The 24,746-nt window shown below is 61.4% G+C and carries 27 protein-coding genes and 1 pseudogene; 11 read left to right on the forward strand and 17 right to left on the reverse strand.

Features of this window, described 5'->3' with window-relative positions:
* Window positions 1-5 precede the first annotated feature (5 nt).
* From ACI2KB_RS23135 to ACI2KB_RS23150, 4 genes are all read left to right on the forward strand, one after another.
* Window positions 6-308 carry a sarcosine oxidase subunit delta gene (locus ACI2KB_RS23135; RefSeq protein WP_404638324.1) on the forward strand — a complete coding sequence of 101 codons (303 nt, stop codon included), beginning with the start codon at window positions 6-8 and terminating at the stop codon, window positions 306-308.
* Complete coding sequence (locus ACI2KB_RS23140; RefSeq protein WP_404638326.1) at window positions 305-3,202, forward strand: 2Fe-2S iron-sulfur cluster-binding protein; 2,898 nt, start codon at window positions 305-307, stop codon at window positions 3,200-3,202. Before ACI2KB_RS23135 ends, ACI2KB_RS23140 begins: the two co-directional genes overlap by 4 nt.
* Window position 3,203: 1 nt before the next feature.
* The gene (locus ACI2KB_RS23145) at window positions 3,204-3,779 is read left to right on the forward strand and encodes a sarcosine oxidase subunit gamma (RefSeq protein WP_404638328.1); all 576 of its coding nucleotides are present in this window, start codon (window positions 3,204-3,206) and stop codon (window positions 3,777-3,779) included.
* A gap of 634 nt (window positions 3,780-4,413) precedes the next feature.
* The gene (locus ACI2KB_RS23150) at window positions 4,414-5,193 is read left to right on the forward strand and encodes an IclR family transcriptional regulator (RefSeq protein ID WP_404638330.1); all 780 of its coding nucleotides are present in this window, start codon (window positions 4,414-4,416) and stop codon (window positions 5,191-5,193) included.
* 15 nt (window positions 5,194-5,208) lie between these two features.
* Here the strand turns inward: ACI2KB_RS23150 and ACI2KB_RS23155 are convergent, their stop codons facing one another.
* The 5 genes and pseudogenes from ACI2KB_RS23155 to ACI2KB_RS23175 form a co-directional block, all read right to left on the reverse strand.
* Window positions 5,209-5,748 carry a methylated-DNA--[protein]-cysteine S-methyltransferase gene (locus ACI2KB_RS23155; RefSeq protein ID WP_404638332.1) on the reverse strand — a complete coding sequence of 180 codons (540 nt, stop codon included), beginning with the start codon at window positions 5,746-5,748 and terminating at the stop codon, window positions 5,209-5,211.
* Between the two features lie 109 nt (window positions 5,749-5,857).
* Window positions 5,858-6,458, reverse strand: a pseudogene (locus ACI2KB_RS23160) (putative adenosine monophosphate-protein transferase Fic).
* A complete protein-coding gene (locus ACI2KB_RS23165) occupies window positions 6,458-6,625 on the reverse strand; it encodes a YhfG family protein (RefSeq protein ID WP_404638334.1) in 168 nt (55 codons plus the stop codon). The pseudogene ACI2KB_RS23160 and the gene ACI2KB_RS23165 overlap by 1 nt, the downstream one beginning before the upstream one ends.
* 45 nt (window positions 6,626-6,670) lie before the next feature.
* Window positions 6,671-7,351, reverse strand: coding sequence for a hypothetical protein (locus ACI2KB_RS23170; protein ID WP_404638336.1), 681 nt, complete (start codon window positions 7,349-7,351; stop codon window positions 6,671-6,673).
* A 208-nt stretch (window positions 7,352-7,559) separates the two neighbouring features.
* Complete coding sequence (locus ACI2KB_RS23175; RefSeq protein ID WP_404638338.1) at window positions 7,560-8,696, reverse strand: MFS transporter; 1,137 nt, start codon at window positions 8,694-8,696, stop codon at window positions 7,560-7,562.
* 373 nt (window positions 8,697-9,069) lie between these two features.
* On the opposite strand from ACI2KB_RS23175, the gene ACI2KB_RS23180 reads away from it, so the two are divergent.
* The 7 genes from ACI2KB_RS23180 to ACI2KB_RS23210 all read left to right on the forward strand — a co-directional run bounded on the left by ACI2KB_RS23180 (window position 9,070) and on the right by ACI2KB_RS23210 (window position 16,489).
* Window positions 9,070-10,053, forward strand: a complete 984-nt coding sequence (locus ACI2KB_RS23180; RefSeq protein WP_404638340.1) for an aliphatic sulfonate ABC transporter substrate-binding protein — start codon at window positions 9,070-9,072, stop codon at window positions 10,051-10,053.
* Window positions 10,050-10,874, forward strand: coding sequence for an ABC transporter permease (locus ACI2KB_RS23185; protein ID WP_404638342.1), 825 nt, complete (start codon window positions 10,050-10,052; stop codon window positions 10,872-10,874). Before ACI2KB_RS23180 ends, ACI2KB_RS23185 begins: the two co-directional genes overlap by 4 nt.
* 333 nt (window positions 10,875-11,207) lie before the next feature.
* A complete protein-coding gene (locus ACI2KB_RS23190) occupies window positions 11,208-12,224 on the forward strand; it encodes a LacI family DNA-binding transcriptional regulator (RefSeq protein ID WP_404638344.1) in 1,017 nt (338 codons plus the stop codon).
* A gap of 105 nt (window positions 12,225-12,329) precedes the next feature.
* Entirely contained in the window at window positions 12,330-13,127 is a 798-nt protein-coding gene (locus ACI2KB_RS23195) for an AP endonuclease (protein ID WP_404638346.1), read from the forward strand.
* A complete protein-coding gene (locus tag ACI2KB_RS23200) occupies window positions 13,120-14,100 on the forward strand; it encodes a sugar kinase (RefSeq protein ID WP_404638348.1) in 981 nt (326 codons plus the stop codon). The genes ACI2KB_RS23195 and ACI2KB_RS23200 overlap by 8 nt, the downstream gene beginning before the upstream one ends.
* A gap of 74 nt (window positions 14,101-14,174) precedes the next feature.
* Window positions 14,175-15,491, forward strand: coding sequence for an MFS transporter (locus tag ACI2KB_RS23205; RefSeq protein WP_404638350.1), 1,317 nt, complete (start codon window positions 14,175-14,177; stop codon window positions 15,489-15,491).
* A 14-nt stretch (window positions 15,492-15,505) separates the two neighbouring features.
* The gene (locus ACI2KB_RS23210) at window positions 15,506-16,489 is read left to right on the forward strand and encodes a 2-hydroxyacid dehydrogenase (RefSeq protein WP_404638352.1); all 984 of its coding nucleotides are present in this window, start codon (window positions 15,506-15,508) and stop codon (window positions 16,487-16,489) included.
* A gap of 145 nt (window positions 16,490-16,634) precedes the next feature.
* Here the strand turns inward: ACI2KB_RS23210 and ACI2KB_RS23215 are convergent, their stop codons facing one another.
* From ACI2KB_RS23215 to ACI2KB_RS23270, 12 genes are all read right to left on the reverse strand, one after another.
* Complete coding sequence (locus ACI2KB_RS23215) at window positions 16,635-17,507, reverse strand: CsgG/HfaB family protein (RefSeq protein ID WP_404638354.1); 873 nt, start codon at window positions 17,505-17,507, stop codon at window positions 16,635-16,637.
* Window positions 17,508-17,539: 32 nt separating this feature from the next.
* A complete protein-coding gene (locus tag ACI2KB_RS23220) occupies window positions 17,540-17,953 on the reverse strand; it encodes a curli assembly protein CsgF (RefSeq protein ID WP_404638356.1) in 414 nt (137 codons plus the stop codon).
* Window positions 17,950-18,372, reverse strand: coding sequence for a curli production assembly/transport protein CsgE (gene csgE, locus ACI2KB_RS23225; RefSeq protein WP_404638358.1), 423 nt, complete (start codon window positions 18,370-18,372; stop codon window positions 17,950-17,952). The genes ACI2KB_RS23220 and csgE overlap by 4 nt, the downstream gene beginning before the upstream one ends.
* The gene (locus tag ACI2KB_RS23230; protein WP_404638360.1) at window positions 18,369-18,989 is read right to left on the reverse strand and encodes a type II secretion system protein; all 621 of its coding nucleotides are present in this window, start codon (window positions 18,987-18,989) and stop codon (window positions 18,369-18,371) included. The genes csgE and ACI2KB_RS23230 overlap by 4 nt, the downstream gene beginning before the upstream one ends.
* Window positions 18,964-19,347 (reverse strand): type II secretion system protein, encoded by a 384-nt coding sequence (locus ACI2KB_RS23235; RefSeq protein WP_404638362.1) that lies wholly within the window; start codon window positions 19,345-19,347, stop codon window positions 18,964-18,966. The genes ACI2KB_RS23230 and ACI2KB_RS23235 overlap by 26 nt, the downstream gene beginning before the upstream one ends.
* Before the next feature lie 3 nt (window positions 19,348-19,350).
* The gene (locus ACI2KB_RS23240; RefSeq protein ID WP_404638364.1) at window positions 19,351-19,830 is read right to left on the reverse strand and encodes a type II secretion system protein; all 480 of its coding nucleotides are present in this window, start codon (window positions 19,828-19,830) and stop codon (window positions 19,351-19,353) included.
* Between the two features lie 2 nt (window positions 19,831-19,832).
* Complete coding sequence (locus ACI2KB_RS23245; RefSeq protein ID WP_404638387.1) at window positions 19,833-21,659, reverse strand: secretin N-terminal domain-containing protein; 1,827 nt, start codon at window positions 21,657-21,659, stop codon at window positions 19,833-19,835.
* Window positions 21,660-21,676: 17 nt separating this feature from the next.
* Window positions 21,677-22,198 (reverse strand): hypothetical protein, encoded by a 522-nt coding sequence (locus ACI2KB_RS23250; RefSeq protein WP_404638365.1) that lies wholly within the window; start codon window positions 22,196-22,198, stop codon window positions 21,677-21,679.
* A gap of 2 nt (window positions 22,199-22,200) precedes the next feature.
* Entirely contained in the window at window positions 22,201-22,749 is a 549-nt protein-coding gene (locus tag ACI2KB_RS23255) for a GspMb/PilO family protein (protein WP_404638367.1), read from the reverse strand.
* Entirely contained in the window at window positions 22,736-23,281 is a 546-nt protein-coding gene (locus tag ACI2KB_RS23260) for a pilus assembly protein (RefSeq protein ID WP_404638369.1), read from the reverse strand. Before ACI2KB_RS23260 ends, ACI2KB_RS23255 begins: the two co-directional genes overlap by 14 nt.
* Window position 23,282: 1 nt before the next feature.
* Window positions 23,283-24,086 carry a hypothetical protein gene (locus tag ACI2KB_RS23265; RefSeq protein ID WP_404638371.1) on the reverse strand — a complete coding sequence of 268 codons (804 nt, stop codon included), beginning with the start codon at window positions 24,084-24,086 and terminating at the stop codon, window positions 23,283-23,285.
* Window positions 24,067-24,746: GspE/PulE family protein (locus ACI2KB_RS23270; protein ID WP_404638373.1), on the reverse strand; the 680-nt coding region annotated here is incomplete at its 5' end. The genes ACI2KB_RS23270 and ACI2KB_RS23265, both read right to left, overlap by 20 nt.

Genomic DNA, 24,746 nt, shown 5'->3' on the forward strand with positions numbered 1-24,746 from the left:
GGAATATGAAAGTCATGAATTGCCCGCTCAACGGGCCGCGCAACATCAGCGAGTTCACCTACGGCGGCGAGTTCAAGCAGATGCCTGATCCACAGACCTGCACCGACGCCGAATGGGCCGATTACGTGTTCAACAGCGAGGACATTCTGGGCGTGGTCCGCGAATGGTGGATGCACAACCCGTCCAGCTACTGGTTCCTCGCCGAACGCCACACCGGCAGTGACGAAATCCTGCACACCTTCGACCCCAAAGAGCTGTTCACCGCTCGCGTCGACTTTACCCTCCCTGCCAGGGAGACCGCGCAATGAGCCGCCTCTCTGCTCCCATGGGCCTACTGATCGACCGCAATCAGCCCCTCACCTTCAGCTTCGACGGCAAGCCGTATCAGGGTTTTGCCGGGGACAGCATCGCCAGCGCCCTGCTCGCCAATGGCCGCTTTTTGCTGTCACGCTCGTTCAAGTATCACCGCCCGCGTGGCCCGTTGACCATGGCCGGGCAAGACGCCAACACCCTGGTGCAACTGCCGAGCGAGCCGAATGTGCTGGCCGACACACACCTGCTGGAAAACGGCGTGCAAGTGACCGGGCAAAACTTCAACGGCTCGCTGGACAACGACAAGGACGCCTACCTGGGCAAGTTCTCCAAGTTCATGCCGGTGGGCTTTTACTACCGCTCGTTCTACAAGCCCAAGGGCGCGTGGAAGCTGTGGGAGCCGATCATTCGCAAGAAAGCCGGGCTTGGCGTGCTGGACCTGAAATTCCAGCCCGAGTATTACGACAAAGCCTATCTGTTCGCTGATCTGGCCGTGATCGGCGCAGGCCCTGCCGGTTTGCAAGCCGCGTTGACCGCTGCCAATGCGGGCGCGAAAGTGCTGCTGATCGAGCAACAACCGATTCTCGGCGGCTCGCTCACTTATGCGCGCTTCGACATCGAAGGCCAGCGCGCCGAAACCCTGCGTCGTGAACTGGTGGATGCCGTCGAAGGCCACGCCAACATTCAGGTGTTGAAAAAGGCCACCTGCAACGCCTGGTTCACCGACAACTACCTGCCGGTCATTCAAGGCAAGCGCATGTACAAGGTGCGCGCGACGCAATGCCTGATCGCGAGCGGCTCGTTCGACCAGCCGGTGATCTTCCGCAACAACGATTTGCCCGGCGTGATGCTGAGCAGCGCGGCTCAGCGCTTGATGAAGCTGTATGCAGTCAAGCCAGGCCGGCGCGCTGTGGTGTTGACCGGCAATGATGACGGCTATCTGGCTGCACTGGATTTGCATGATCAGGGTGTGGCCGTTGCTGCGGTGGTGGACATGCGCTCAGGCCCGTCAGACCGAGCGCTGTCGCCAGCCTTGGAAAAGCGCGGCATCCCTTGCCACCTCGGCAGCACGGTCTATGAGGCGCTGCACGAAAAAGGCATGCGCCACGTCAGCGGCGTCGACATTCGCAAAATCACCGGGCAGGGCCAGGTCACCAACAGCGGCCTGATCCTCGATTGCGACCTGCTGTGCATGTCCGGCGGCTACATGCCGGTCTATCAATTGCTCTGTCAGGCAGGCGGCAAGCTGGCCTATGACGATCAACTGGCCGAGTTCACCCTGAGCGGTTTGCCGCAAAATCTTCGTGTAGCAGGCTCGGCCCATGGTTATCACGCGCTGGACAACGTGCTGGCGGACGGCATTCATGCCGCCGCCGAAATCGTCACCGCGCTGGATCTGGAACTGACCGCCAAGCCGCTGCCGATGCGCAGTGAAGCCCAAGTCAATTTCCCGTGGCCGATCTTCCCGCACCCCAAGGGCAAGGACTTCGTCGATTTCGATGAAGACCTGCAAGTGCGCGACATCATCAACGCCACCAAAATCGGCTACCGCGACGTGCAACTGGTCAAGCGCTACTCGACAGTGGGCATGGGACCGTCCCAAGGGCGCCACTCTGCCCTGCCCACCGCCCGGTTGGTGGCTTCGGCCACACAGCGCAGCGTCAGCGAAACCGGCGTGACCACCGCCCGTCCGCCATTCGAGGCCGAGAAGCTGGCCCACGTAGCCGGTCGCGCCTTCGACCCGTACCGCCAGACGCCGATGCACAAACGCCATCTGGACGCAGGCGCGAAAATGATGCCCGCCGGGATCTGGCAGCGCCCGGCCTACTACGGCAAGCCGAGTGAACGCGATAAGTGCATGCAGGCCGAAGCACTGCACGTGCGCAACAAGGTCGGCATCATCGACGTCTCGACCCTGGGTGGTCTGGACGTTCGCGGACCGGACGCCGCCGAACTGCTCAATCGCATGTACACCTTCGCCTTCCTCAAGCAGCCGGTAGGCCGCTCGCGCTATGCGCTGATGACCAACGAGCATGGCGTGGTGATCGACGACGGTGTCTGCGCCCGCTTCGCCGAGAACCATTTCTACGTCACCGCCACCACCAGCGGCGTCGACCGCATCTACCAGCAGATGCTCAAGTGGAACGCGCAATGGCGCCTGAACGTCGACATCGCCAACGTCACCGCAGCCATCTCGGCAGTCAACGTGGCCGGTCCGGATTCGCGCAAGGTGCTGGAGAAAGTCTGCAGCGATCTGGACCTGTCCGCCGAGGGCTTCCCCTACCTGGCTGTGCGCCAGGGCACCGTGGCCGGGATCAAGGCGCGGCTGCTGCGGGTCGGTTTCGTCGGTGAGCTGGGCTATGAAATTCACGTCCCGGCGCGCCATGCGCTGAACCTGTGGGACGCCTTGATGGAAGCGGGCAAAGCCTTCGACATCCGCCCGTTCGGTGTCGAAACCCAGCGCCTGCTACGTCTGGAAAAAGGCCATGTGATCATCAGCCAGGACACCGACGGCATGACTCACCCGGCGGAAATCGACATGGGTTGGGCGGTCAGTCGCAGCAAGCCGTTCTTCGTCGGTCGGCGCTCGGTGGATATCCTCGAAGCCCAGCCGCAGAAGCGCAAACTGGTGGGGTTCGTACTGCCCAAAGCCAGCCCACAACCGCTGGAGGGGCACCTCGTGTTGAAGGGCCCGGACATCAGCGGCAACGTGACGTCCTGCGAATACTCACAATCCCTCGACCGCATCATTGGCCTGGCCTACGCCGCCTTCGATCAAAGCACGCCGGGGCAGCAGATTCCGATCCGTGTGGAAGATGGTGTGGTCGTCCAGGCCACCGTGGTGAAACTGCCGTTTTTCGACCCTGAAAACCAGCGCCAGGAGCTCTGACATGTCCAGTCTCAATACCGAACACCCTATCGCCCCGGCGCCGGTTCACGTCAGCTCGATGGCGCAATGCGTGCTGACCGATCTGACTGACCTGCCACGGGTTGGCTTTCGCGGCATGCAGAGCGCGGAGTACCTGCAAGGCCGCGGATTCGTTTTGCCAGACACGCCTAATCGGGCGGTGACGCAAGCCGACAGCAGCCATGTGGCGCGCCTGTCGCAGACTGAATACCTGATCCTCGGCAGCGTGCTGGACAGCGGCGAGCGCATCGCCGATGAAGAGGCGCGGTGGGAGCTGGACCACAGTGCCAACTATCTGCTGCCTCGACAGGACAGCCATGCCTGGCTGCAGTTGAGTGGTGTGTGCATCGCTGACGTGATGGCCAAGCTGTGCGGCGTCGATCTGCGGCTCAAAGCGTTTGGGGCGGGTGCAGTGGCCCAGACCTCGGCGGCACGGATCAACGTGATCGTGGTGAATGTGGGCGGCGATTCGCAGCCTGCGTTCCAGATCCTGTTCGACCGTGCATCGTTGGACTACTTCAAAGGTGCAGTGCTGGATGCGATGGCGGAGTTTGGTTAAGCGCGAACGCCGTTGCCGTCGATTATGATCCTGCTTTTGCTCTTGCTTTTGGGACGCGCCCTCACAGTCGCCGCAAATCGCGACTTGGGTGCAGGCCGAGTGCAGGCGCCGCGGAGTGGGTCGAGCCGCAGGATGCGGCGAGAGCGCCGGGACAGGGACGTCCGTTTCGGCGCGTGCCCACGGAGCGGGGCCGGAGCGAGGGAACCCGGCGAAGGAGGGCCAAACCAGGAGCCTGACCTTTTGGTTACTTTTGGGGCGTTTGCCAAAAGTGACCCGCTGTAAGAGCGGAACCGATATCCGCACCGCCACTTAAACGGATATGCCCCCAATTTCGGTGTCGCCAACTACTCAGCTAATCGGTCCGAATTTCCATGGCGGATCCGTTCACGCGGTTGACGCTGATTCACCTTTCCGCCCTTACGGCGGGTCACTTTTTCCAGGAGCCGAAAAAGTAACCAAAAAGGCCCTGCTCCTGGTTGGGTTCCTCCTTCGTCGGAATACCCTTACTCCGGCCTGCACCCAAGTCGCGTTCGGCGGTGTCTGGACGTTTTGTGTACGAAGAGCAAAAGCAAGATCAAAAGCAAATGCGGCAGCGGCAGCGGCAGCGGCAGCAAAATTTGAGAGGGAATGCACCATGAACATCATCGAATCACCCGACAAAGACACCGACTACAGCGTCCCCGCCCTCGCCCGTGGCCTGAGCGTACTGGCCATGTTCGACGCTCGCACCCGCAGCCTGAGCATGCAGGAAATCGCCTCGCGCCTCGGCGTGACCCCCTCAGCGGTGTACCGCATTCTGTTCACCTTGACCGACATGGGTTACCTGAACAAACACAACACCCAATACGAACTTGGCGCCCGGGTGATCAGCGATGGCTTCAGCTACCTGGCCAGCCGCGACATCGTCGAGGTCGCCATGCCGCATCTCAACGACTTGCGAGACCGCACCTCACTGTCCTGCCACCTGAGCATTCGCGAGCAGACCGACAGCCTGTACCTCTACCGCGCATTCGCCGCCCAGCGCCTGTCGGTGAACATCCCGGTGGGCACCCGTATCGCCTGTCACTGCACGGCCATGGGCCGTATGTTATTAACGGCACTGAACGAGGCCGAATTGGGGGCGTTGTACCAGCACATCCGCCTGGATGACTACCCGACACCCGCTCCCCGAACCCTGCCCGAATTACAGGGGCTGATCGCCGAAGACCGGGCACAGGGCTGGGTGCTGCACCGCTCCGATTACTCGACCGCCATTGCCACATCGGTGAAAGATCACACGGGGTTGGTGACCGCCGCGATCAACCTCTCCGGCCCCGACGCGGTGATGGACCCGGACGGCGCTCGGGAGCGCTTTCTGGCGTTGCTGCTGGAATGCAGCATGAAGATCAGCCGGGATCTGGGCTTTCGCGATTGAGTACCGCGTTGCCCCTCAAAACAGTGAAGCCTGCCCCGACTGTTCATCGCGACCACGTTTTTTCACTGGCTGCGGCATGCCCCCTTCCAGCGTCAACAACAACGCCTTGGCCTCAAGCCCCCCTGCGAATCCGGTCAACGAACCGGAGCTGCCAATCACCCGATGGCACGGCGTCACGATGGAAATCGGGTTCTTGCCATTAGCCGCCCCCACCGCGCGCACGGCCGCAGGATTGCCAATCTGCCTGGCAATGTCCAGGTAACTGCGGGTCTCGCCAAAGGGAATGGTCAGCAACGCTTGCCAGACCTGTTTCTGAAACTCGGTGCCATGAAAGTCCAATGGCAGATCGAACTGGTTGCGAGTACCCGCGAAATACTCGGCCAGTTGTTGCTCGGTCTGATTCAGAATCTCGCTGCCCTGATCCTCATCCATCTCGCCCAGCAGCACGCGGTCAGGCCGGTCGTTCTCCCAAAGAACAGCCGCCAGCGCCGGACCTTTGGCAATTAGCTTCAACTGCCCGACCGGGGAATCGATAAAACGGTATGTGAAGGTCATGAACAGGCTCCTCTTGTCGCAATGGGAGCCATGTTACCGGGAGGTGGAGGGAAAGCCATCGGGTTCTTGCGATGGAATTCTGCAACTGTCTACGCAGGACCGCTATTTTCTATTCGTCAGGCAACTGACCAACACATTGATCAAATATTTTTTTCGAGTCCCCGGTAATCACACATCACTGCCGCAACATTTGCAGGAATCCATTCACTCTCTTCGATCTGCCACCAGTCCACAGAAAAGCCGGCATTGATGATGATCTGCTCGAACAGAATCCGCTGGGCCCGCCCATTGCCTTCACGAAACGGGTGAATCACGTTCAGGTCACCGAAGGCTTCTGCAATACCGTTGATCAGCAACTCTCGCGAGCACCCAACGAACCAGCCAGACCTTTCCATTTGGCTGAAGATTTTGGTGGCTTCGGGAATGATACGATCGGGAGCGCAGAACAGCGTCTGGTCTTTGCGAATCTTCACCGATCGAATGTCACCGGCCCAGTCGTAAAGATCGGTAAACAGCGCTTGGTGAACGTGTTGAAGAGTCTCTAGCGAGTAAGGTGCAGGCTCAAAACCTATGGTGCTGGCAGCGATCTCAGACAGTTCACGCTCAGCCTGATCGAGAGTGGCCTCGTCTTTCAGCTCAAGCTTGTTTCGCAGAACAGTGGTACCTGGGTAGCAATAAGGGTCGTCCCCTACACCATACTTGTCAGTCATCAACCGGCTAGCTGGCGATACTTCGCCAACACCATTTCACGTGAAGGAAGCGGTTTGACCGCATCAGACGGCGCAGTATCGAACCCTTCCAGCCGGAGGCTGGCAAGGTAGTTGGAACGGCGTGCTTGCGCGTAACGTTCGCGTTTTTGCTGAAGGGTCTGGCTCATTGGATTGGCTCTGTGTGCGTCACGGACGGAGTGTAGCAGCCCCTCTCACGTCGGACACCCCACCGCGCCGTCGTTCAGGTTCTGTTTGTAATTCTCGTACTGCAGCGTGGCCTTGCCGTTGTTCCATTTCAGGGTCAGGACCAGCACGGAGTCGAAGTCGTCGCCGGTCCAGTCCTTCACCAGTTTCAAGTCCTTGCCCGAGGCCTCTTCGGCGACTTTATTGATCAGCTCGGGCAGGTAGCCGTGGGACCAGGCGGTGTAGATGGTGGCGTCGTGGTATTTGTCGCGCATCAGCTCGTCTGCCAGGTCGCTGGTGTCGTTGGCCGCAAAGTCGATGTTGACCGGCAGGCCAAGCTTGATCGCGCTGGGGCCGACGGTCATCAAGGGTCGTAGGTAGCTGTAGGAATGGTCGCCTTCCCCCTCTTCCACATGGCGGCTGGGATTGGCGGCGAAGATGAAATCGGCTTTGCCGAAGGTGTTCGGCAGCACCGTGGACAGGTCGATGGCGCGGTTCAAGCCCTGGCAGTTGAGTTGGCCGAGGCCCATGTCAGGTTTTTCCGCGTGGCGCAGAAACACCAGGGTTTGGGTGCCATTCTTGGGTTCGGCGTGCACGCCCTTGCCTGCTGCGAACCAGAACACCGCAGAGCCGAGCAGCAATAACGGCAGGGAGAAACAGGCAAGGCGTTGCAGAGGGGACGAGGAAGCAGCGGTTTTGAAAAAAGTCATGATGGCCCGGGTTCTGATGTGGAGAGCGTGTGCGCCCTGTGCAACATCCCTGTGAGCTGGCTTTTTGCTGGCGAAGGCAGCCTAGCGAAGCTTTATGTCCGTATGAAGAATGACCATCAGAGGGGAAATCGCTTGAGAGGTTGCATGCAACCCCATGATTTATCGGATCAATCGCCGAACGGTCGGTAAGCGAATGTTTCAGCAATGCTCATGCCGCGGCTTCGCTGGCCTTGTAACGGCTGCACACGATGGCGCTGATCACCACGGCAAGACCCGCCAGGCTGTACACCCACGACGGCGACGCCATGGGCAGCAAGACCCCGGCCAGCAACGGCCCGACACCCGCGCCAACATCACGCCAGACCGCGTTTCCCGCCAACGCCTGAACCCGCGCCGCGCCCGGGTTACGCTCAGCCACCAGAGTCGTTACCAGCGGCAATTGCAATGCCCGAAGAATCAACACACTTCCCGCGCCGATGATCAGCCAGTGGAAACCAAACGCCGTGAGCGCCAGCGTGGTCAACGCAGAAAACACCACCAACATGCGCACGGCGCCATAAGCGGCAGCGACGCGACCGCCCAGAGGACTCAACAGCATTTCCGAGGCGTAACGCAGGGCCAGCAAGACCCCGGCGATGAACACTGCGTTGCCCCCCAGAACCGACTGCGCCTGCAACGACAGACCGAAAATGAACAGCCCGTCCAGCGCGACGCCTTCAATGAATGACCACATGGCCACACTGTCCGGCGCCTTGAAACGTCGCCCGCCCGCACTGGGCATGGCGTGGGGAATGTTGGGCAAGCCTCTGGCGACCAGCAACGCAGCCAGCGAGAAGAACGCCAGAATCAGGAAAATCACCCGCGGGCCAAAATGCAGGCTGATCAGCGCCCCCAGCGGCAAGGCCAACATCGGGCCGATGGCAATGATGGCCCGGGACGTGCCCGATCGGCGTGCCGCTCCGCCCGGTTCGGAAGTCGCCAGCGCCTGAGTCGACAGGTTCAACGCGCCGAAGGTCAGGCCCCACCCAAGACGCAGGATCAATAACCACCAAAAACCCACGAAAAACGAGTTGCCGAAAGCGCACATTGCCGACACCAGCGCGGCCAGCATCACCGTAGGACGATCACCATGCCGGGCGTAGAAACGCACCACGTAGCTGTAGCCGAAAATACGCACCAGCCGGTTGGCCGCCAGCAGAATCCCCGCTTCCGGCAGGCTGATGCCGAATGCATCGGCATTCATGGGCAGCAGCAGGTACAACAGGACATCGCTGGGCAGGCACAGGCTGAGAACGGTCGCCGAACGGCGTGAGGCGGCGTCAGCATCTCGGGCAGTGGCAGACATGCGCAGAAAGGTCCTGTAACACAATTGAAAGATGCAGCATGCAGAACGCGGAGGGCTGCTGACAATGTTTATCTTGTGCGATTCCTGTAATCGTCCGACGTACCGGCAGCAGCGCTCTTAAGTACGCCACCGCAGACAAGCCATGCTGTTACATAAGGTCTACTCAGTGTTTGCCCAGCAACAGTTGCTCAGCAGATTGCTGTATGAGCAGCGGCCGTTATTCGAAAAGCATCCCCAAATTCCCGCAAAGCACCGAAATTCGGTCATGGCACAGAGCCTGCAATATTCCGGTTAATGCAGGATGACTCGCGTTGACTGCTGATTTCGACATAAGCAGCCCTGTGCAGCTTCCGCCTCTCGACTGGACCTGATCATGACCGCGTTCCCACGTTTGCCCACCTCTCTGAAGCTTCTGGCCGGTGCGCTGGCCCTGACCCTGCAACCCTTTGCCCAAGCTGCCGAAACGCCGCCCGCAGAAGTGCACCTCGACTACGCCTACTACTCACCTGTCAGCCTTGTACTCAAACACTTTGGCTGGCTGGAAAAAGCCTTGCCCAACAGCAAAGTGACCTGGGTTTTCAGCCAGGGCAGCAACCGCTCGCTGGAATACCTGAACAGCGGCGGCGTGGACTTCGCCTCCTCCGCCAGCCTGTCCGCCGTGCTGGCCCGTGCCAATGGCAGTCCGATCAAGTCGGTGTACGTCTACAGCCGCGCCGAATGGACCGCTTTGGTGGTGCGCAAGGACTCGACACTTAAAACCGTCGCCGACCTCAAAGGCAAGAAGATCGCCGCCACCAAAGGCACCGACCCGTACCTCTTCACCCTGCGTGCCTTGCAGCAAGCCAAGCTCGGCAAGGACGACGTCGAACTGCTGCACCTGCAACACCCGGATGGCCGTATCGCTCTGGAGAAAGGCGATGTCGACGCTTGGGCCGGTCTCGATCCACACATGGCCGCCAGCGAGATTCAGGCCGGCTCGCGTCTGCTGTACCGCAACAAAGACTTCAACAGTTACGGCGTAGTTAGCGTCACCGAGCGCTATGCGAAAGAACACCCGGAAGCGATCAAAACCGTGCTCGGCGCGTACGAAAAAGCCCGCGAATGGTCGCTGAAAAACCCTGAAGAACTGGCGAAATTGCTGGCCAGCGAATCCGGCCTGCCACTGGACGTCGCCAAACTGCAATTGACCCGCACCGATATCAGCAGCCCGCAACTGACCGAGAAGGACGTCACCGCATCCAAGGCTGCTGCGCCGATTCTGCTGTCCGAAGAACTGGTGCGCAAAGGCACCAACGTCGACCAGGTCATTGATCAACTGATCGACCCGAGCTTTGGCAAGGCCGTTGTCCAGCCATGAGCAGCTCCCGCGTTGAAGCGCTGAAGACCAGCAATACAGAATCTGCCAGGCTGCCGGTCCGATGGCGCCCACGCCTCAAGGGCCTGGCCGTGCCGGTGGCGATTCTGGTGTTGCTGGAAATCGTTGTGCGCATCGGCTGGGTACAGTCTTATCAAATGCCCGCACCCAGCGAAATCTTCAGCACCTTGACCGACCTCGCGAACGGGACGTTGTGGAAACACATCGGTGCCAGCGTGGTCCGGGTGTTCAGTGGCTTCGCCATCGGCGCGGGTCTGGGACTGCTGTTTGCCGCCTGGGTGGGCCTGAGTCGGGAAGCCGAAGCCTATCTGGAGCCAACGTTCGCTGGCCTGCGGTCGATCCCGAGCCTGGCGTGGGTGCCTCTGTTGCTGTTGTGGCTGGGGATCGGCGAGACGTCGAAGATCGTGCTGATCGCCATTGGCGCATTCTTTCCGGTGTACTTGAACGGCGTCGCAGCCATTCGTGGCATCGACCGCAAGCTGGTGGAAGTGGGCCGGATGTACCGCTTCAGTCAGCGACAGATGATCGTCCACCTGTTCCTGCCTGCGGCGCTGCCCGGCCTGTTCACTGGTCTGCGCTCGGGGTTGAGCCTGGCGTGGATGTTTCTGGTGGCCGCCGAGCTGATCGCGGCCACCAAAGGGCTGGGTTATCTGCTCAGCGACGGCCGCGAAACCTCGCGCCCGGACATCGTGCTGGCGGCGATCATCGTGCTGGCCCTGCTGGGCAAGTTGAGCGATGGCGTGCTGGCGCTGCTGGAGAAACGCTTTCTGGCGTGGCGGGATACGTTCAAGGGCAACGCGTGATACCACGAACGCGATAACACCTGTGAGAAGTTGCCCGCTGTCCAAACACCGCGATAGCGCGCAGCAAACACCCTAGTCTGTGGGAGTGAGCTTGCTCACGATACGTTCTGGCCGTCACAACGGCAGCGACTGACCGAACGCTGTCGTGAGCAAGTTCACTCCCACGCATTGCTCCCGGCCACTACCCAGCATCTTACCCTCACCACCTTTCATCCGATCCCGAGTTGACGGCGCTCGTCGTTTGGTGTTTCCTGAAACCGGTTTCAGAGCAACGCATGCTCACCACCACACACGTGAAAAACGCCTGCTGACAACTCCAATAAGGGCCAGGCCATGAACAGCATTCCGACGCGCACCCGCGTTACCATGAACGACGTCGCCGACATGGCGGGTGTCTCCAAAGCCAGCGTCTCGCGTTTCATCGGCGAAGATCGCCAGCTTTTGTCCGAAGCCATCGCCCGGCGCATCGAACACGCCATCGAAACCCTCGGCTACCGCCCCAATCAGATGGCCCGCGGGCTGAAACGCGGCCGTACCCGCCTGATCGGCATGCTGGTGGCCGACATCCGCAACCCCTATTCCATTGCCGTGATGCACGGCGTCGAAACCGCCTGTCGCAAGCACGGTTACAGCCTGGTGGTGTGCAACACAGACCGCGACGACGAACAGGAACGCCTGCATCTGGCCGCTCTGCGTTCGTACAACATCGAAGGCCTGATCGTGAACACCCTCGGCCACCATCTGGACGAACTGCGCGAGCTTCACGACGAACTGCCCATGGTGCTGGTGGATCGCAAGGTGGATCAGTTGCAGAGCGATCTGGTGGGTCTGAACAACATCGGTGCCGTGAACCAGGCCCTCGATCATCTGCAACAGTCAGGCTACCGCGACATTCTCATGGTCACTGAACCTCAGGACGGCACCAGTTCGCGGACTGAACGCGTCGACGCCTTCAACGTCGGCATTGCCCAGCGCCCGAATCTGCGCGGCCAGGTGCGTGAGACCGGCGACGTGCTGGCCGACCACCTGCGCACCTTCCTCAACGATACCGGTCACGGCCCCAAGGCCCTGTTTACCGGCAACGGCGTCGCCACCCTCTGCGCGACCCGGCACTTGCACGATCTGGGCTGCCACCTGTTCGACGACATCGGCCTGATCGCCCTCGACGAACTGGACTGGTATCCACTGGTGGGCAGCGGTATCACCGCCCTCGCCCAACCGACTCACGAGATCGGCGTCACCGCCTTTGAGTGCCTGCTCAATCGCCTGCGCGGCGATCAGGAGCCGGTGCGGCTGTACGACTTCCCGGCTCAATTGATCGTGCGCGGCTCGACCCGCCAGCGATCCTGAATCTCTAACATCCCTACCGCAGGTCAGTCGCCCCGTCGATTTGAAGAACTTTGTTCGAACCCTTCATTCGAACAGAAATGAAACCGGTTTCAGAGGACAACAATAATGAACCGATTCCCCGTTGCCATCAGCCTGGGCGCCTACGGTGCCGACTTCGTCCGCGAGCGCGGCCAGGCCCATTTCATTCCGCTGCTCGCTGACGCTGGCGTGACTCGCATCGAGTTGCGCGAAGAGCTGTTCACCGGTCGCGAAGACTTCCCGGCGCTGGGCGAGGCAATTCGCACCCAAGGCCTGGAATGCCTGTATTCAGCCCCGCTGGAGCTGTGGCTGGAGGACCAGCATCAACCCAACCCAGAGCTGGAACCGACCCTGCAACGGGCGACCTTGTGTGGTGCGGCCTGGTTGAAGGTGTCACTGGGCCACCTCACCGACGACAGCGACGTCGCTGCGCTGGCTGATCGTCTGGCCCGTTACGACGTGCACCTGCTGGTGGAAAACGACCAGACCCCGCAAGGCGGCCGCATCGAGCCCTTCAGCCGTTTCTTCGCCCGGATCGACGCCCTGCAAATGCCCATCGGCATGACGTTCGACATCGGTAACTGGATGTGGCAGGCGCAATCGGCCAGCGCCGCCGCGCAGCAACTGGGACGCTACGTCGAGTACGTGCATTGCAAGGCCGTGGCGCGCAACGCGGCGGGCAAACTGATTGCCGTGCCACCGCGTCAGGCCGATCTGCACGTGTGGGAACAATTGCTCAAACACATGCCCGTCGGCTTGCCCCGCGCTGTGGAATATCCGCTGCAAGGCGATGACCTGCTGGAAGTGACCCGTGCTCAGGTCAACGCCCTCGCCCACCTCGGTCAGACTCATATCCAACCGATGCAGGAGCTGAGTCATGTCTAAGATCGACATTCTGTCCTTCGGTGAAACCATGACCATGCTGGTGGCCGAGCAGACCGGTGATCTGGCCACGGTGCGCACTTATGAAAAGCGCATCGCAGGTGCCGACAGCAACGTCGCCATCGGCCTGTCGCGGCTGGGCTTCAACGTCGCGTGGCTGAGCCGCGTGGGCGATGACTCCATGGGGCGTTTCGTCACCGATAGCCTGCAAGGCGAAGGCGTGGATTGCCGTCATGTAACGGTCGATGCATCGCACCCCACCGGTTTTCAGTTCAAGTCACTGGAACTGGAAGGTGCGGACCCGGTGGTCGAATACTTCCGTCGCGGCTCGGCGGCCAGCCACCTGTCGGTCAACGACATCGTTCCCGAGCTGCTGAAAGCCCGGCACTTGCACGCCACCGGCATTCCGGCGGCGCTGTCCGACACCTGCCGCGAACTGTCCCACGTGCTGATGACCCAGATGCGTGATGCCGGACGCAGCGTTTCTTTCGACCCCAATCTGCGACCTTCGCTGTGGTCGAACCAGACAACGATGATTCGTGAGGTCAATCACCTCGCCAGCCTCGCCCATTGGGTGCTGCCCGGCCTGGCCGAAGGCGAACTGCTGACCGGCTACGACACCCCCGGCGACATCGCGAAGTTCTACCTGGACGTGGGCGTTGAAGCCGTGGTGATCAAGCTCGGCGCGAAAGGCGCGTACTACCGCACTCACGACAACGAAGCCTTCGTGCCCGGCGTGCCAGTGGCCAACGTCATCGACACCGTGGGCGCAGGCGACGGATTCGCGGTGGGCGTGATCAGCGCGTTGCTGGAAAACCTCGATTTCGCCCAGGCCACAGCCCGAGGCAACTGGATTGGTAGCCAGGCCGTGCAAAGCCGAGGCGACATGGAAGGCCTGCCGACCCGGGCCGCTTTGCAAGCAGCGCAAACCGAAGCCACCCAAGGCGCTGCGGCGCCGCGACGACAAACCGCCTGATTTTCCGTTAGTTGCTTGCACACACCCGTTCCATCACCTGCTGCGACAAAAACAACATGCTCAGGGAGCCCGATATGGACACACTCTTCAACACCGTGAAACACGCTGGCCTCAAACGCCGCTGGCTGCTGATCATGCCGATCGTGTTCATCACCTACAGCCTGGCCTACCTGGACCGGGCCAACTATGGCTTTGCCGCCGCCTCGGGCATGGCCGAAGACCTGCACATCACCCCCGGCATGTCGTCGTTGCTGGGGGCCCTGTTCTTTCTCGGTTACTTCTTTTTTCAAGTGCCGGGGGCGATCTACGCGCAAAAGCGCAGCGTGAAGAAGCTGATATTCGTCAGCCTCATCCTTTGGGGCGGCCTGGCCACGCTGACCGGTATCGTCTCCAACGCCTACATGTTGATCGGCATCCGCTTCATGCTCGGCGTGGTCGAAGCGGCGGTCATGCCCGCCATGCTGGTCTACCTCTGCTACTGGTTCACCAAGGCCGAGCGCTCCCGCGCCAACACCGTACTGATTCTCGGCAACCCGGTGACCATGCTCTGGATGTCGGTGGTCTCGGGTTATCTGGTGGCGCATTTCAGTTGGCGCTGGATGTTCATCATCGAAGGCCTGCCTGCGGTGATCTGGGCGTTCATCTGGTGGCGTCTGGTGGACGAACGTCCGGCTCAGGCCGACTGGCTGACAGCCGATGAAAAAACCGAACTGCAAGCCCGACTGGACGCCGAGCAGGTCGGCATCAAGCCGGTGAAAAACTACGCCGAAGCCTTCCGTTCGCCGAAAGTCCTGCTGCTGGCGGCGCAGTATTTCTGCTGGAGCATCGGCGTGTACGGCTTCGTGCTGTGGCTGCCGACCATTATCAAGAAAGGCATGCAGATGGACATGGTCCAGGCGGGCTGGCTGTCGGCCCTGCCGTATCTGGCGGCCGTGATCGGGATGGTCGTGGTCTCCTGGGCATCGGACAAGACCCAGAAGCGCAAACTGTTCGTCTGGCCTCCTCTGCTGCTGGCCGCCTTTGCGTTCTATGGCTCGTATGCGCTGGGCACGGAGCATTTCTGGTGGTCCTACTCCCTGTTGGTGATCGCCGGGGCCTGCATGTACGCGCCCTATGGGCCGTTCTTCGCGATCGTCCCGGAAATCCTTCCCGCCAATGTCGCCGGTGGCGCCATGGCCCTGATCAACAGCCTCGGTGCGCTGGGTTCGTTCGCCGGTTCCTATCTGGTGGGCTACCTCAATGGCGTTACCGGCACCTTGAGCGCGTCGTACCTGTTCATGAGTGGCGCGCTGCTGGTTTCGGTGGTGCTGACCCTGTTGCTCAAACCGGATGCTGCCGCAAAGCCCCTGCGCGATGAACCCAACGTTCGTCGCACACCTGCGCATTCCTGATCGGAACGTTTCTGATGAAAAAACACGTTGTGCTGTACAAATCCCTGTCCGCGCCGTTGATGGCGCGACTGGAGACCGTCGCTCGGGTGACCCTGATCGACAACCCGAAAACCGCCGATGGCATGGCCCGCCTGCGCGACGCCGTGCCTGACGCCGATGGCCTGTTGGGCGCCAGCCTCAAGCTGGATGCGTCGTTGCTGGACCTGGCGCCAAAACTGAAGGTGATTTCCAGCGTCTCGGTGGGCGTCGACAACTACGACATCGCCGACCTGACCCGCCGTGGCGTTCTACTGACCAACACCCCGGACGTGCTGACGCAAACCACCGCCGACACCGGCTTCGCGCTGATCATGGCCACGGCCCGGCGCGTGGTGGAGCTGGCCAGCATGGTGCGTGGCGGACAATGGAAACAGAACATCGGCCCCGCGCATTTCGGCACCGATGTGCACGGCAAGACCCTGGGCATCATCGGCATGGGCCGGATCGGCGAGGCACTGGCCCAGCGCGGGCATTTCGGCTTTGGCATGCCGGTGATCTACCACAGTCACTCGCCCAAGCCAGCCGTGGAAGCGCGCTTCGGCGCGCAATATCGAAGTCTGGAGGCGTTGTTGGGCGAAGCGGATTTCGTCTGCCTGACCTTGCCGCTGACCGCCGAAACCGAAGGTTTGATCGGCGCCAAACAGTTCGCTCAGATGCGCCCCGAGGCGATCTTCATCAACATCGCCCGAGGCAAAGTGGTGGATGAAAACGCGATGATCGAGGCACTGCGCAAGGGGCAGATTCGTGCGGCGGGGCTGGATGTCTTCGAACAGGAGCCGCTGCCTGCCGACTCGCCGTTACTGACGTTCGACAACGTGGTCGCCACCCCGCACATGGGTTCCGCTACTCGCGAAACGCGAGAGGCCATGGCTCGGTGTGCGGTGGAGAACATGATCAGCGCGCTGAGAAGTGAACATCCCAAAGATCTCGTCAACCCTGAAGCCTGGCGCCGCGCCTGACCCTTCGGGAGACGCTATGATTGAGCGCATCGTTTGTGTCATGCGTGCGCCAGCTTTTGCTCTTCATATGCTCTTCATGCACAAGTAGCCCAGTCTGGACCATTGCGGATAGAGCAGGAGCAGGATCGGGCTCCATCAAGCCCTCCTACTCCTCTGCCGGTTTGTTCTGGCTCAAGTACCGCTGCAACGTCTCATTAGGCGGGCTGTTATCACCTGCGGCTTGCCACATGTGCCGCTCGATCCCCTGCGCCACCAAATGCCCCACCGCCGCCTCGATCGCCGACAACACACACAACTGGGCAGGCTCGTTCGTGGTATACCCCGCCTCCAGCTCCAACAACTTCTTGAACTCCACGAACTTGAACACCCCGGCGTTGTAGCTCGTCGAGTAAATGGTCTTGCTGGTCATCACATTGGCCAGCACCTGCCCGCTGCGCACATCGACAGCCCGAAGATTGATCGTCACCTGGTCCACCCGATACTCCTGAGACCCCCCGATCCCCAAGTAGCGCGCGCCCTCCCCGCCGCTGCGCACGTTGGTGTCGTAGGCCACAATACCGCCTTCAAGCATCAGGTTGGCAGACTGCAACGGCGGCAGCTCGTTGGGCGACTGCACAGCGACCGGGTTGCCGTCAGGCCCCATGACTGCGGCCGGTTTCTTCTGCCCGGCGCGAATGATCTTGCGCTCGGTCAGCAGGTTCTGCAGCCCCTCGCGCTCCAGCACCACGAACCACCCGCTGGCCTGCATTGCGTCCATCAACATGCTCGCTGCACCCTGGGTGACGCTGGTGGAAAACGAACTGGCCGGGGTCGGTTTGTACTGCCCGGTCTGGTCGCGAAAACCATAGACCACCGCCACCAGACGCCCTTTGGGCCGGGGCATGGACAACAGGTCGTAATAGGTCGAGGCACGCGGCGTCAGGGTCGGGGTTTCCTTCGCCTGTTCGGCGGGCATGGGTTTGGTCACACAGCCCTGCAGTGCAGCGACCAGCATCAACAGCGCGATGCATTTGTTCATGGTCTATCGCTCCTCTGGAACTTCAGCAACCGTCAGTTGTTGATGAGTCCGTTGACGGTGACTTCCGATATTTCGCCGGTCGATCGATCGGTGATCTGAATGCTCAGGGCGCCGGAATCGTCGATCACATTGACGATGAAGGCGTCGGTGGTCAGGGTGCCGGTGTTGCCGTCACGGATGTTGGTCAGCACCTGGGACAGCAGGCTCGATTGCAGTTGCTGGCTGAAGCGCTCCAGCGCCGTGGTGCCCGTGACAGTGGATTTCTTCAGGCTCGGGTCTTTGAAGTCGTTCTGCGCCTGGGCCTCGTTGAGCAACACGCTGCCATTGAGCGGGTTGCCGCCGAAGTTCGGATTGACCGGTGTGTAGACCAGCTCGGTGGCCTGACAGATCAGACTGAAACCGCTCAGGCACAGATAGGTCGAGACGGTGGTTATTGTTCTGGTCATAGTTCGTCCTTCCCCAGATCAGTGTTGTCCTGCAAGAGCACTTGCAGCTTGCGTTGAACCACGGCCGCACGAACCAGATCGGCAGCCTCGATGGCCAGGTCACGGGTTTGCGTGGCATTGGGCGCGATGAAACGGCGATACACGATGCGTTGGTCGTATTCGACCCAGATCAGGCTGCCCCAACGGGCGTCGGGCCGTTCACGCACCACCAGGTTGAAATCCAGCCGACTGGTGGCCCGCAGACGGTCGGTGAAGGCGTTGTAGAAGTTGTGGCCGACCAGCGAAATGCAGTCGTCGACGATAAAGCCCATCATTTCGTCTTCTTCGTCGGCGTGGCTGATGCCAAGACTCAGCGCACCGATCAGCAACACGGCGCAAAGGTGTCTGAAAGCGGGGTGATGAGAGGCGTGCGCGTTCATTGGCTGGCGCCCCCCAGTGGCGTCCCCAATGAGGTTCCCGGCGAAACGCCAGACCCTGCACTGGGCGGCGCACCCGGCGTGCCGGGCGCACCTGCCGGACGATTGGAGGTCGACTCCAGAAAGGCTTTTTCGGCCACGAAACGCCAATCGGCGTAACGGGTCATGCTCTCGAACTCCTGCCATTGAGGCGGGAAGTTCGCGGTCTTCAGTGGGGTGTCTTTGGATAGGCTGTAGACTCCGGTGATGCGTCCGTCGACCGAAGTGGTCAGGCCCCAGTCGTCGCTGTTGGTCATCGGATCGGGGTAGAGCCTGCGGATGTGGCGCATGATCGTGGGGTAACGATGGTCTTCCAGCAGTTCATCCAGCGACTGCGGATACTGCGCCACGCCAGTGCCGCTGCGGTAGTAGCTGCGCAGCGCCTGAGCGTACTGAGTGCCGACCCAGATCAGTTGCAGCTCGCGCTCGCGCTTGCCCACCGTGGACCAGACTTGCCCCACCGCCGCCAATGCCGACCCCATCAGCACGATCAGCACCAGCGCGCCCATGTAGGTGAAACCCTGCTGGCGCCCGGAAAAACCGGCAATCGGGGCCTTACCATTCGCCGAAAAGACTGCCATCACGCGCCCTCCCGGTGGACCCGCTCTTGATGTCTGCCACCGCCCCCTGCACACCTTCTGGCGGTGGCACGATGACCCACATGTCGTTGCGCCCGGTGATCGGGTCTTGCGGCAACGCACGCAGATAACGGTGAGTGACCATGTCGTCCAGCGATTCCGGGTAGTGTCCGGTGTCGCCATAAAAGTGATCCAGCGCCTCGCGCATCACCGAAAGGCTCTGACGCAGCGCGGTCTCCCGGGAGTTTTCCAGGCTGTTGAAATAGCGCGGCACGGCAATGGTCATCAGCGTGGCGATGATGGCCATGACCACCAGCAATTCGATCAACGTGAAGCCTTTTCCAGTGCGCTGCGTGCCCATGACTCACCACTCCGAATAGGCAATGCCGTTGAGGCCCTTGCCGCGCGTCTTCGAGTAGACATCGAACACGTCTTCGCCATCCCTCGGGTTCTGAGCAGGGCTGTCATAGGCGCGCAGTCCCCAGTCCTCTTCAGGCGCCCTTGTGGGCTTGGCGAACGGATCCCGAGGGATGCGCCGCAGGAAGTAAATCTTCACGCCCTTGGGGCTGCGCAGGTCTCGCGCGCCCTCCACCAGCACCTTGAGACTGGTCGGGTAGCCGTTGCTGGTGACCGATTTCTCGATACGCCCCGAATCCGCAGCCCGTTTGTAGGCATCCAGCGCATCGCGAATCTGGTACAGGGCGGTGCGCAGCTCCTGTTCCTTGCCCCGGCGGATCACCGTTTCAGTCAGCGGCGCGGCGATGCTCGCCAGCAGGCCGACGATGGCCAGGGTCACGACCATCTCGATCAGGGTGAAACCGCCGTGGCTGCGATAGACGTTCATGATCAAGGCTTCTCGACGACAGTTGCGGTGGCCAGCGGGGTCGATTTGCCACCGACCTCGACCGTCACCGGCACGCTGTCCGGGTTGACCGAGTTGATGTGCATGCTGGTCTCGGTCCCGGTGGGGAACTCCATGTCGCTCGGCGCCTGATACGGCAGATTGCGCACGATCCGGGGGGTGATCGACAGCACCAGCTCGGATTTACCGACCGAGTCCTTGTTGCTGCCGAATAGCCGACCCAGCCCCGGAATGTCGCCCAGCCCCGGAATCTTGTTGCCGCTGGATTGCGAGTCGTTGCGCACCAGCCCGGCGAGAATCTGGGTCTCACCGTCGTGCAGACGCAGCGTGGTCTGGGCGTTGCGGGTATCGACCTGAACCGGAATGGTGCCGTTGCGGGTCGCCTCCAGCGGGGTGGCGTTGCTCACTTCCAGCGCCACCTTGATTGCCACTTCGTTGTCCAGGTGCACGATGGGCGTCACCTCAAGCTTCAGACCGACATCCAGATACGTGATGCTTTCGGTGATGACCGGCCCTTGGGTGGACGGCACCGAGGTGGCGCTGATGATCGGCACCCGCTGCCCAATGTGGATACGCGCCTGCTCCCGGTTGCTGACGCGAATGGTCGGGCTGGCCAGGGTGTTGACGTCGTTGTCCTGGGCGTTGATTTTCAGTTGCGGCGAAGGCGAGAACGAAATCCGGCTCTGGTTGATGCCGTGCAACTGGTTCAACACGCTGACCGCCGAACCGTCACTGTTGATGATGCCGAAGGTGCTGGGCCATTGCAGGCCAAGGTCCTGAATGCGCTGGCGTGAGACTTCCATCACCTCCACTTCCATCACCACTTCGGGGTTGGACTGGTCCTGGGAAAAGAACAGTTTCTCGGCCATGCGAATCACGTCCGGGGTGTCGCGCATGGTCAGGGTGTTGAGGCGCTCGTCGATGAACACGTCGCGGGTCTTGAGCATGGTCTTGACCATGTTCAGCGCGGTGTTGGCGTCGGTGTTGGTCAGATAGAAGGTGCGCATCACCAGCTCCTGATAATCCTTCACCTTTTGCGGCGAATCGGGGTAGATCAACAGGGTGTTGTCGTTCACCACTTTCTGGTGCAACTGGTTTTGTTGCAGCAGCAGGTCGATGGCGTCTTCGATGCGCACTTCGCGCACGAAGATGGTGGCCTTGAGGTCCGGGCGCAGGTCCTTGTCGAAGATGAAGTTCAACCCCGCCACTTGGGACAGCACCTCGAAAATCACCTTGAGGTTGGCGTCGCGAAATTCCAGGGTCACCGGTTTGTCCAGCCGGGTCTTGAGCTGCGGGTTGGACACCACGTTGCGCGCGCGCATCCGTTCGATGTCCTTTTGCAGTTGCTGCGCGCCCTCGTGCCGAGGGTCCATTGCCAGCACTTTGCGCGCCTGTTGTTCGGCGCCGGTCAGGTCGCCCCGGCGCAGGCTGGTCTGGCCCTGCACCAGCATGTCGTTGATGTTGCGCATCTGCTCCAGCAGATACAACGCGTCGCGGGCGCGGCCGTTGTTCGGCTCGATGGCGATCACCCGCGAATAGTCGATGGCCGCACTGTTGAAGTCCCGCTGCGAGCGTTCGGAATCGGCCTTGGTCAGCAGGGTCTTGACCGCCCGCGCCTTGGCCGAGGTCAAGGCAATGCGCAGGGTCGCGTCGCGGGGTTTGGCATTGACCGCCTCCTGCAATTTGGCGATGCCCTCCTCGTAACGGCCATCGTCGATCATGTCTTGGCCGACGGCCCGGTTGATGTCCGAGGTACAGGACGCCAGGCTCACCCCCAGCATGACAGTGAAAGCCAGCAACAACGCGTTCAACGACAACCGCAGCGGACTCATGGTGCACTCCCCACAGACAAGGTCTGCGCAAACTTCATGGGCAGATAGACAAAGCTCATTTCAGTGGCCGAGATGCGATCGACCTTGTAGGTCTCATCGATCACATCACCGGCCCTGACCACATAGAGCCGTTCTCCGTTTTGCAGGAACACCTGCAACTGCTTGCTGTCTTCCAGCTTGCCAATGAACTGGAACGGAAGAGGCGGTGCAGTGGGCACCGTGGGGATCTCAGGCGCGTTGAGCGCGGCCTGCTGTTCAGCGGTCATCACCGGGGCGACGTACCAGCTTTGCGCGGCGAACAGGTCGACTTGCGGCACTGTCGCAGCAGTTGACGCGACGCTGCTTTGGGAAGCCGCGTTTTTGCCGGCGGCCACCGCGTCGCGCTGTTTGCTCGTCACCGGCCGGGCATCGCTGGCGACGTCCTGTGTCGGCTCACCGAAAAACTGCTCGGGCACCCAGGCGATCAGCCCACAAAGTCCGAGAAATGCCAGCCAGCCCACCACTCGACGGTTGTTCATGCTCATGACCTCGACAGGTAAAGGGTCATGCGGATGCGCCCGGTAAGCTCGGTGTCGGCGATTTTCTTGCGTTGAAAATCGACGTCTTCGAGCACCACGGCGGGCAACTCGGTCAGCAAGGCATGAAGAAAGCGCCGCAGTTGCGGGTAGCTGCCACGCACCGGGAGCAGAATCTGGTAGCGCGCCAGTTGGGTTTTCGGATCGATCCCCAAGGAATATTCGCCACGGGACAGGTTGATCTTCTGTTGACCGGCCATGGCGTAGATGCGGTCGATGGCGGAGGTGGCGTCAAGTTGGGTCGGCAGCGATTTATGGAAGTCATCCAGTTGCTGCGCGGGCATCACCGGCAAGGTCGCCGTGCCGTTGGCGACCTTTTCCAGAAACTCGCTGGCCTTCTGGCTGTTCTGCCGCAGGGTGTCCAGCGACTGCCAGTCCGGCAGCAGGCCAAACACGCCGTAGGTCAGCGCCAGCGCCAACAGCCCCGCGCCGCCCAGGCCGGGCCAGCCGGCCCGTTGCACATGCTCGCGCACAATCAGGCTAGGGACGGACATCGCTCACCTCCCAGGTGGCCAGCAGGTTGAACAGGATTGGTTTCTGCGGCGCGTTGGCGACGATTTCGTGGTTCACCAGCGAGACGTCGCGCAGCTCGGGGCTGCCTTGCAACTGCCGGTGGAACGCCAGCATCGCGTCCAGATCCCGCGCTTCGGCGCTGATGCGGATCTGCCCCTTGCGGGCGTCGGGACTCAGGCTAAGCAGCGCGATGTCGTTGCCGCGCAGGGTTTCCAGCGTTGCGAACAGCCGCTCCCAGGGGCGACGCAACTGAGCCGAAATCTGTTTCATCTCGCTCAGGCGAATCTCCTGTTCGCGCTGCTGAGCAGGCGTCAGGCCGGTGGTTGGCGCCGTGTGCACCTGCAACTTGCGCTGGGCGTGACCCAACTGCCCTTGCTGCTCATGAATGTCTTCACCGATGACATGGGCGGTGGCGGCCACCGACACGCCCAGCACCAGGCCGAGTCCGAGCAAGGCCCAGCCTGGTCGGCTGCCTCGGCGTTGCGGTTGAAATTCCAGATCGAGGGCGCGCATGTCAGTTCACCGCTCTGGCCATAAGGTGCAGCGGGTCCTGAACATCGCCCTCGACAACGGGCAGTTCCAGGGTTTGCACGCCGAGGATCATCGGGCCGTCGTTGTGACGAGCCGGTGCGTGAACAAACAGATCCACTGGTTTGTCGCCGTTCAGGCCGTGCAGCTCGCTTTCCCGTGCAATCATCGAGGCCAGCGCCGCGTCGCTGTCGGCAATCCGCAAAGAGCGCACCGCCGACCAGCGCCCTTCCCTGGCCAGCAACAAGGTGCTGCGACCGGGTTCGGCGACGACGAACAGAAAATCGCGATCACCGAAGCTTTTCTGGAAGCGATTGAACGCCGCCATCAGGTAAGGCTGCACCGACACCAGTCGCAGGCCCAGCTCCTTGACCAGCGTGCGCAGGCGGTTGAGCAACGCTTGGGGCAAAGCAACGGCGATACGTGGCAGCCCGGCGTTTTCCGGCGACAGGCTCAAGGCCCACGCCTCACTGGATTTGCCGAACGTGTCGTCAAAACAGGCGCTGGCGTAGGCCTGCAATTCGGCCGGAGTGGTGATGTGCTCGCTCCACGGAATCAGCCCGAAGCGGCTGTAGTGGCTGGAAAACAGCACACTGAGCCGGGCGCGACGATGGATATGCTCGGCGAGCAGGCGTTGCAGGCTGTCCAGCGCCAGTGCGGGGGCTGACTGGCGGTCGGCGATGAACCCGGCGCTGCCCAGCCAGGTGCGGCCACGGGCGTCGCAGCGGGACAGGCCGACGCCATTGGCGCCAATCACGGCCACATAATGCTCACGAAATGAAAGTGACACGATTGATCTCCTCCAGCGTGGTCCGACCGTCGCGCACCAGCTCCAGCGCCGAACCGCGCAACAGGCGCAGGCCCCGGCTGCAGGCGTACTGCTTGATCTGGGAAATGGGTTGGCGCTCGACGATCATCTGGCGAATCTCGTCATCCAGGTGCAGGAGTTCGGCGATGGCGGTACGGCCGCGATACCCGGTGCCCCGACAACGCCCACATCCCGCGCCATGGACGAAGTGGTAATGGCTGCTGTTGTCCCGGGTCAGGCCGGACGCACTCAGCTCGGCGTCATCCGGGGTCACGCTGACAGCGCAGCCGCTGCACACCAGACGGATCAACCGCTGCGCCAGCACCGCGTTGAGCGCCGAGACGAAGCTGTAGGGGTCGACCTCCATCTGGGTAAAACGGCCAATCACGTCGAACACGTTGTTGGCGTGAATGGTGGTGAACACCAGGTGGCCGGTCAGCGCCGACTGCACGGCGATCTGTGCGGTGTCCGGGTCGCGAATCTCGCCCACCATGATCTTGTCCGGGTCGTGACGCAGGATCGAACGCAGGCCTCGGGCGAAGGTCAGGCCCTTTTTCTCGTTGACCGGGATCTGCAACACGCCCGGCAATTGATATTCCACCGGGTCTTCGATGGTGATGATCTTGTCCACGCCGTGGTTGC

The organism is Pseudomonas sp. NPDC088444 (assembly GCF_044900175.1).
Taxonomy (GTDB): Bacteria; Pseudomonadota; Gammaproteobacteria; order Pseudomonadales; family Pseudomonadaceae; genus Aquipseudomonas.

Bases quoted from the DNA above. Each gene is read 5' to 3' on its own strand.
- ACI2KB_RS23135 (WP_404638324.1), top strand. From the start codon at position 6: ATGAAAGTCATGAATTGCCCGCTCAACGGGCCGCGCAACATCAGCGAG.
- ACI2KB_RS23140 (WP_404638326.1), top strand. From the start codon at position 305: ATGAGCCGCCTCTCTGCTCCCATGGGCCTACTGATCGACCGCAATCAG.
- ACI2KB_RS23145 (WP_404638328.1), top strand. From the start codon at position 3,204: ATGTCCAGTCTCAATACCGAACACCCTATCGCCCCGGCGCCGGTTCAC.
- ACI2KB_RS23150 (WP_404638330.1), top strand. From the start codon at position 4,414: ATGAACATCATCGAATCACCCGACAAAGACACCGACTACAGCGTCCCC.
- ACI2KB_RS23155 (WP_404638332.1), bottom strand. From the start codon at position 5,748: ATGACCTTCACATACCGTTTTATCGATTCCCCGGTCGGGCAGTTGAAG.
- ACI2KB_RS23165 (WP_404638334.1), bottom strand. From the start codon at position 6,625: ATGAGCCAGACCCTTCAGCAAAAACGCGAACGTTACGCGCAAGCACGC.
- ACI2KB_RS23170 (WP_404638336.1), bottom strand. From the start codon at position 7,351: ATGACTTTTTTCAAAACCGCTGCTTCCTCGTCCCCTCTGCAACGCCTT.
- ACI2KB_RS23175 (WP_404638338.1), bottom strand. From the start codon at position 8,696: ATGTCTGCCACTGCCCGAGATGCTGACGCCGCCTCACGCCGTTCGGCG.
- ACI2KB_RS23180 (WP_404638340.1), top strand. From the start codon at position 9,070: ATGACCGCGTTCCCACGTTTGCCCACCTCTCTGAAGCTTCTGGCCGGT.
- ACI2KB_RS23185 (WP_404638342.1), top strand. From the start codon at position 10,050: ATGAGCAGCTCCCGCGTTGAAGCGCTGAAGACCAGCAATACAGAATCT.
- ACI2KB_RS23190 (WP_404638344.1), top strand. From the start codon at position 11,208: ATGAACAGCATTCCGACGCGCACCCGCGTTACCATGAACGACGTCGCC.
- ACI2KB_RS23195 (WP_404638346.1), top strand. From the start codon at position 12,330: ATGAACCGATTCCCCGTTGCCATCAGCCTGGGCGCCTACGGTGCCGAC.
- ACI2KB_RS23200 (WP_404638348.1), top strand. From the start codon at position 13,120: ATGTCTAAGATCGACATTCTGTCCTTCGGTGAAACCATGACCATGCTG.
- ACI2KB_RS23205 (WP_404638350.1), top strand. From the start codon at position 14,175: ATGGACACACTCTTCAACACCGTGAAACACGCTGGCCTCAAACGCCGC.
- ACI2KB_RS23210 (WP_404638352.1), top strand. From the start codon at position 15,506: ATGAAAAAACACGTTGTGCTGTACAAATCCCTGTCCGCGCCGTTGATG.
- ACI2KB_RS23215 (WP_404638354.1), bottom strand. From the start codon at position 17,507: ATGAACAAATGCATCGCGCTGTTGATGCTGGTCGCTGCACTGCAGGGC.
- ACI2KB_RS23220 (WP_404638356.1), bottom strand. From the start codon at position 17,953: ATGACCAGAACAATAACCACCGTCTCGACCTATCTGTGCCTGAGCGGT.
- csgE (WP_404638358.1), bottom strand. From the start codon at position 18,372: ATGAACGCGCACGCCTCTCATCACCCCGCTTTCAGACACCTTTGCGCC.
- ACI2KB_RS23230 (WP_404638360.1), bottom strand. From the start codon at position 18,989: ATGGCAGTCTTTTCGGCGAATGGTAAGGCCCCGATTGCCGGTTTTTCC.
- ACI2KB_RS23235 (WP_404638362.1), bottom strand. From the start codon at position 19,347: ATGGGCACGCAGCGCACTGGAAAAGGCTTCACGTTGATCGAATTGCTG.
- ACI2KB_RS23240 (WP_404638364.1), bottom strand. From the start codon at position 19,830: ATGAACGTCTATCGCAGCCACGGCGGTTTCACCCTGATCGAGATGGTC.
- ACI2KB_RS23250 (WP_404638365.1), bottom strand. From the start codon at position 22,198: ATGAACAACCGTCGAGTGGTGGGCTGGCTGGCATTTCTCGGACTTTGT.
- ACI2KB_RS23255 (WP_404638367.1), bottom strand. From the start codon at position 22,749: ATGTCCGTCCCTAGCCTGATTGTGCGCGAGCATGTGCAACGGGCCGGC.
- ACI2KB_RS23260 (WP_404638369.1), bottom strand. From the start codon at position 23,281: ATGCGCGCCCTCGATCTGGAATTTCAACCGCAACGCCGAGGCAGCCGA.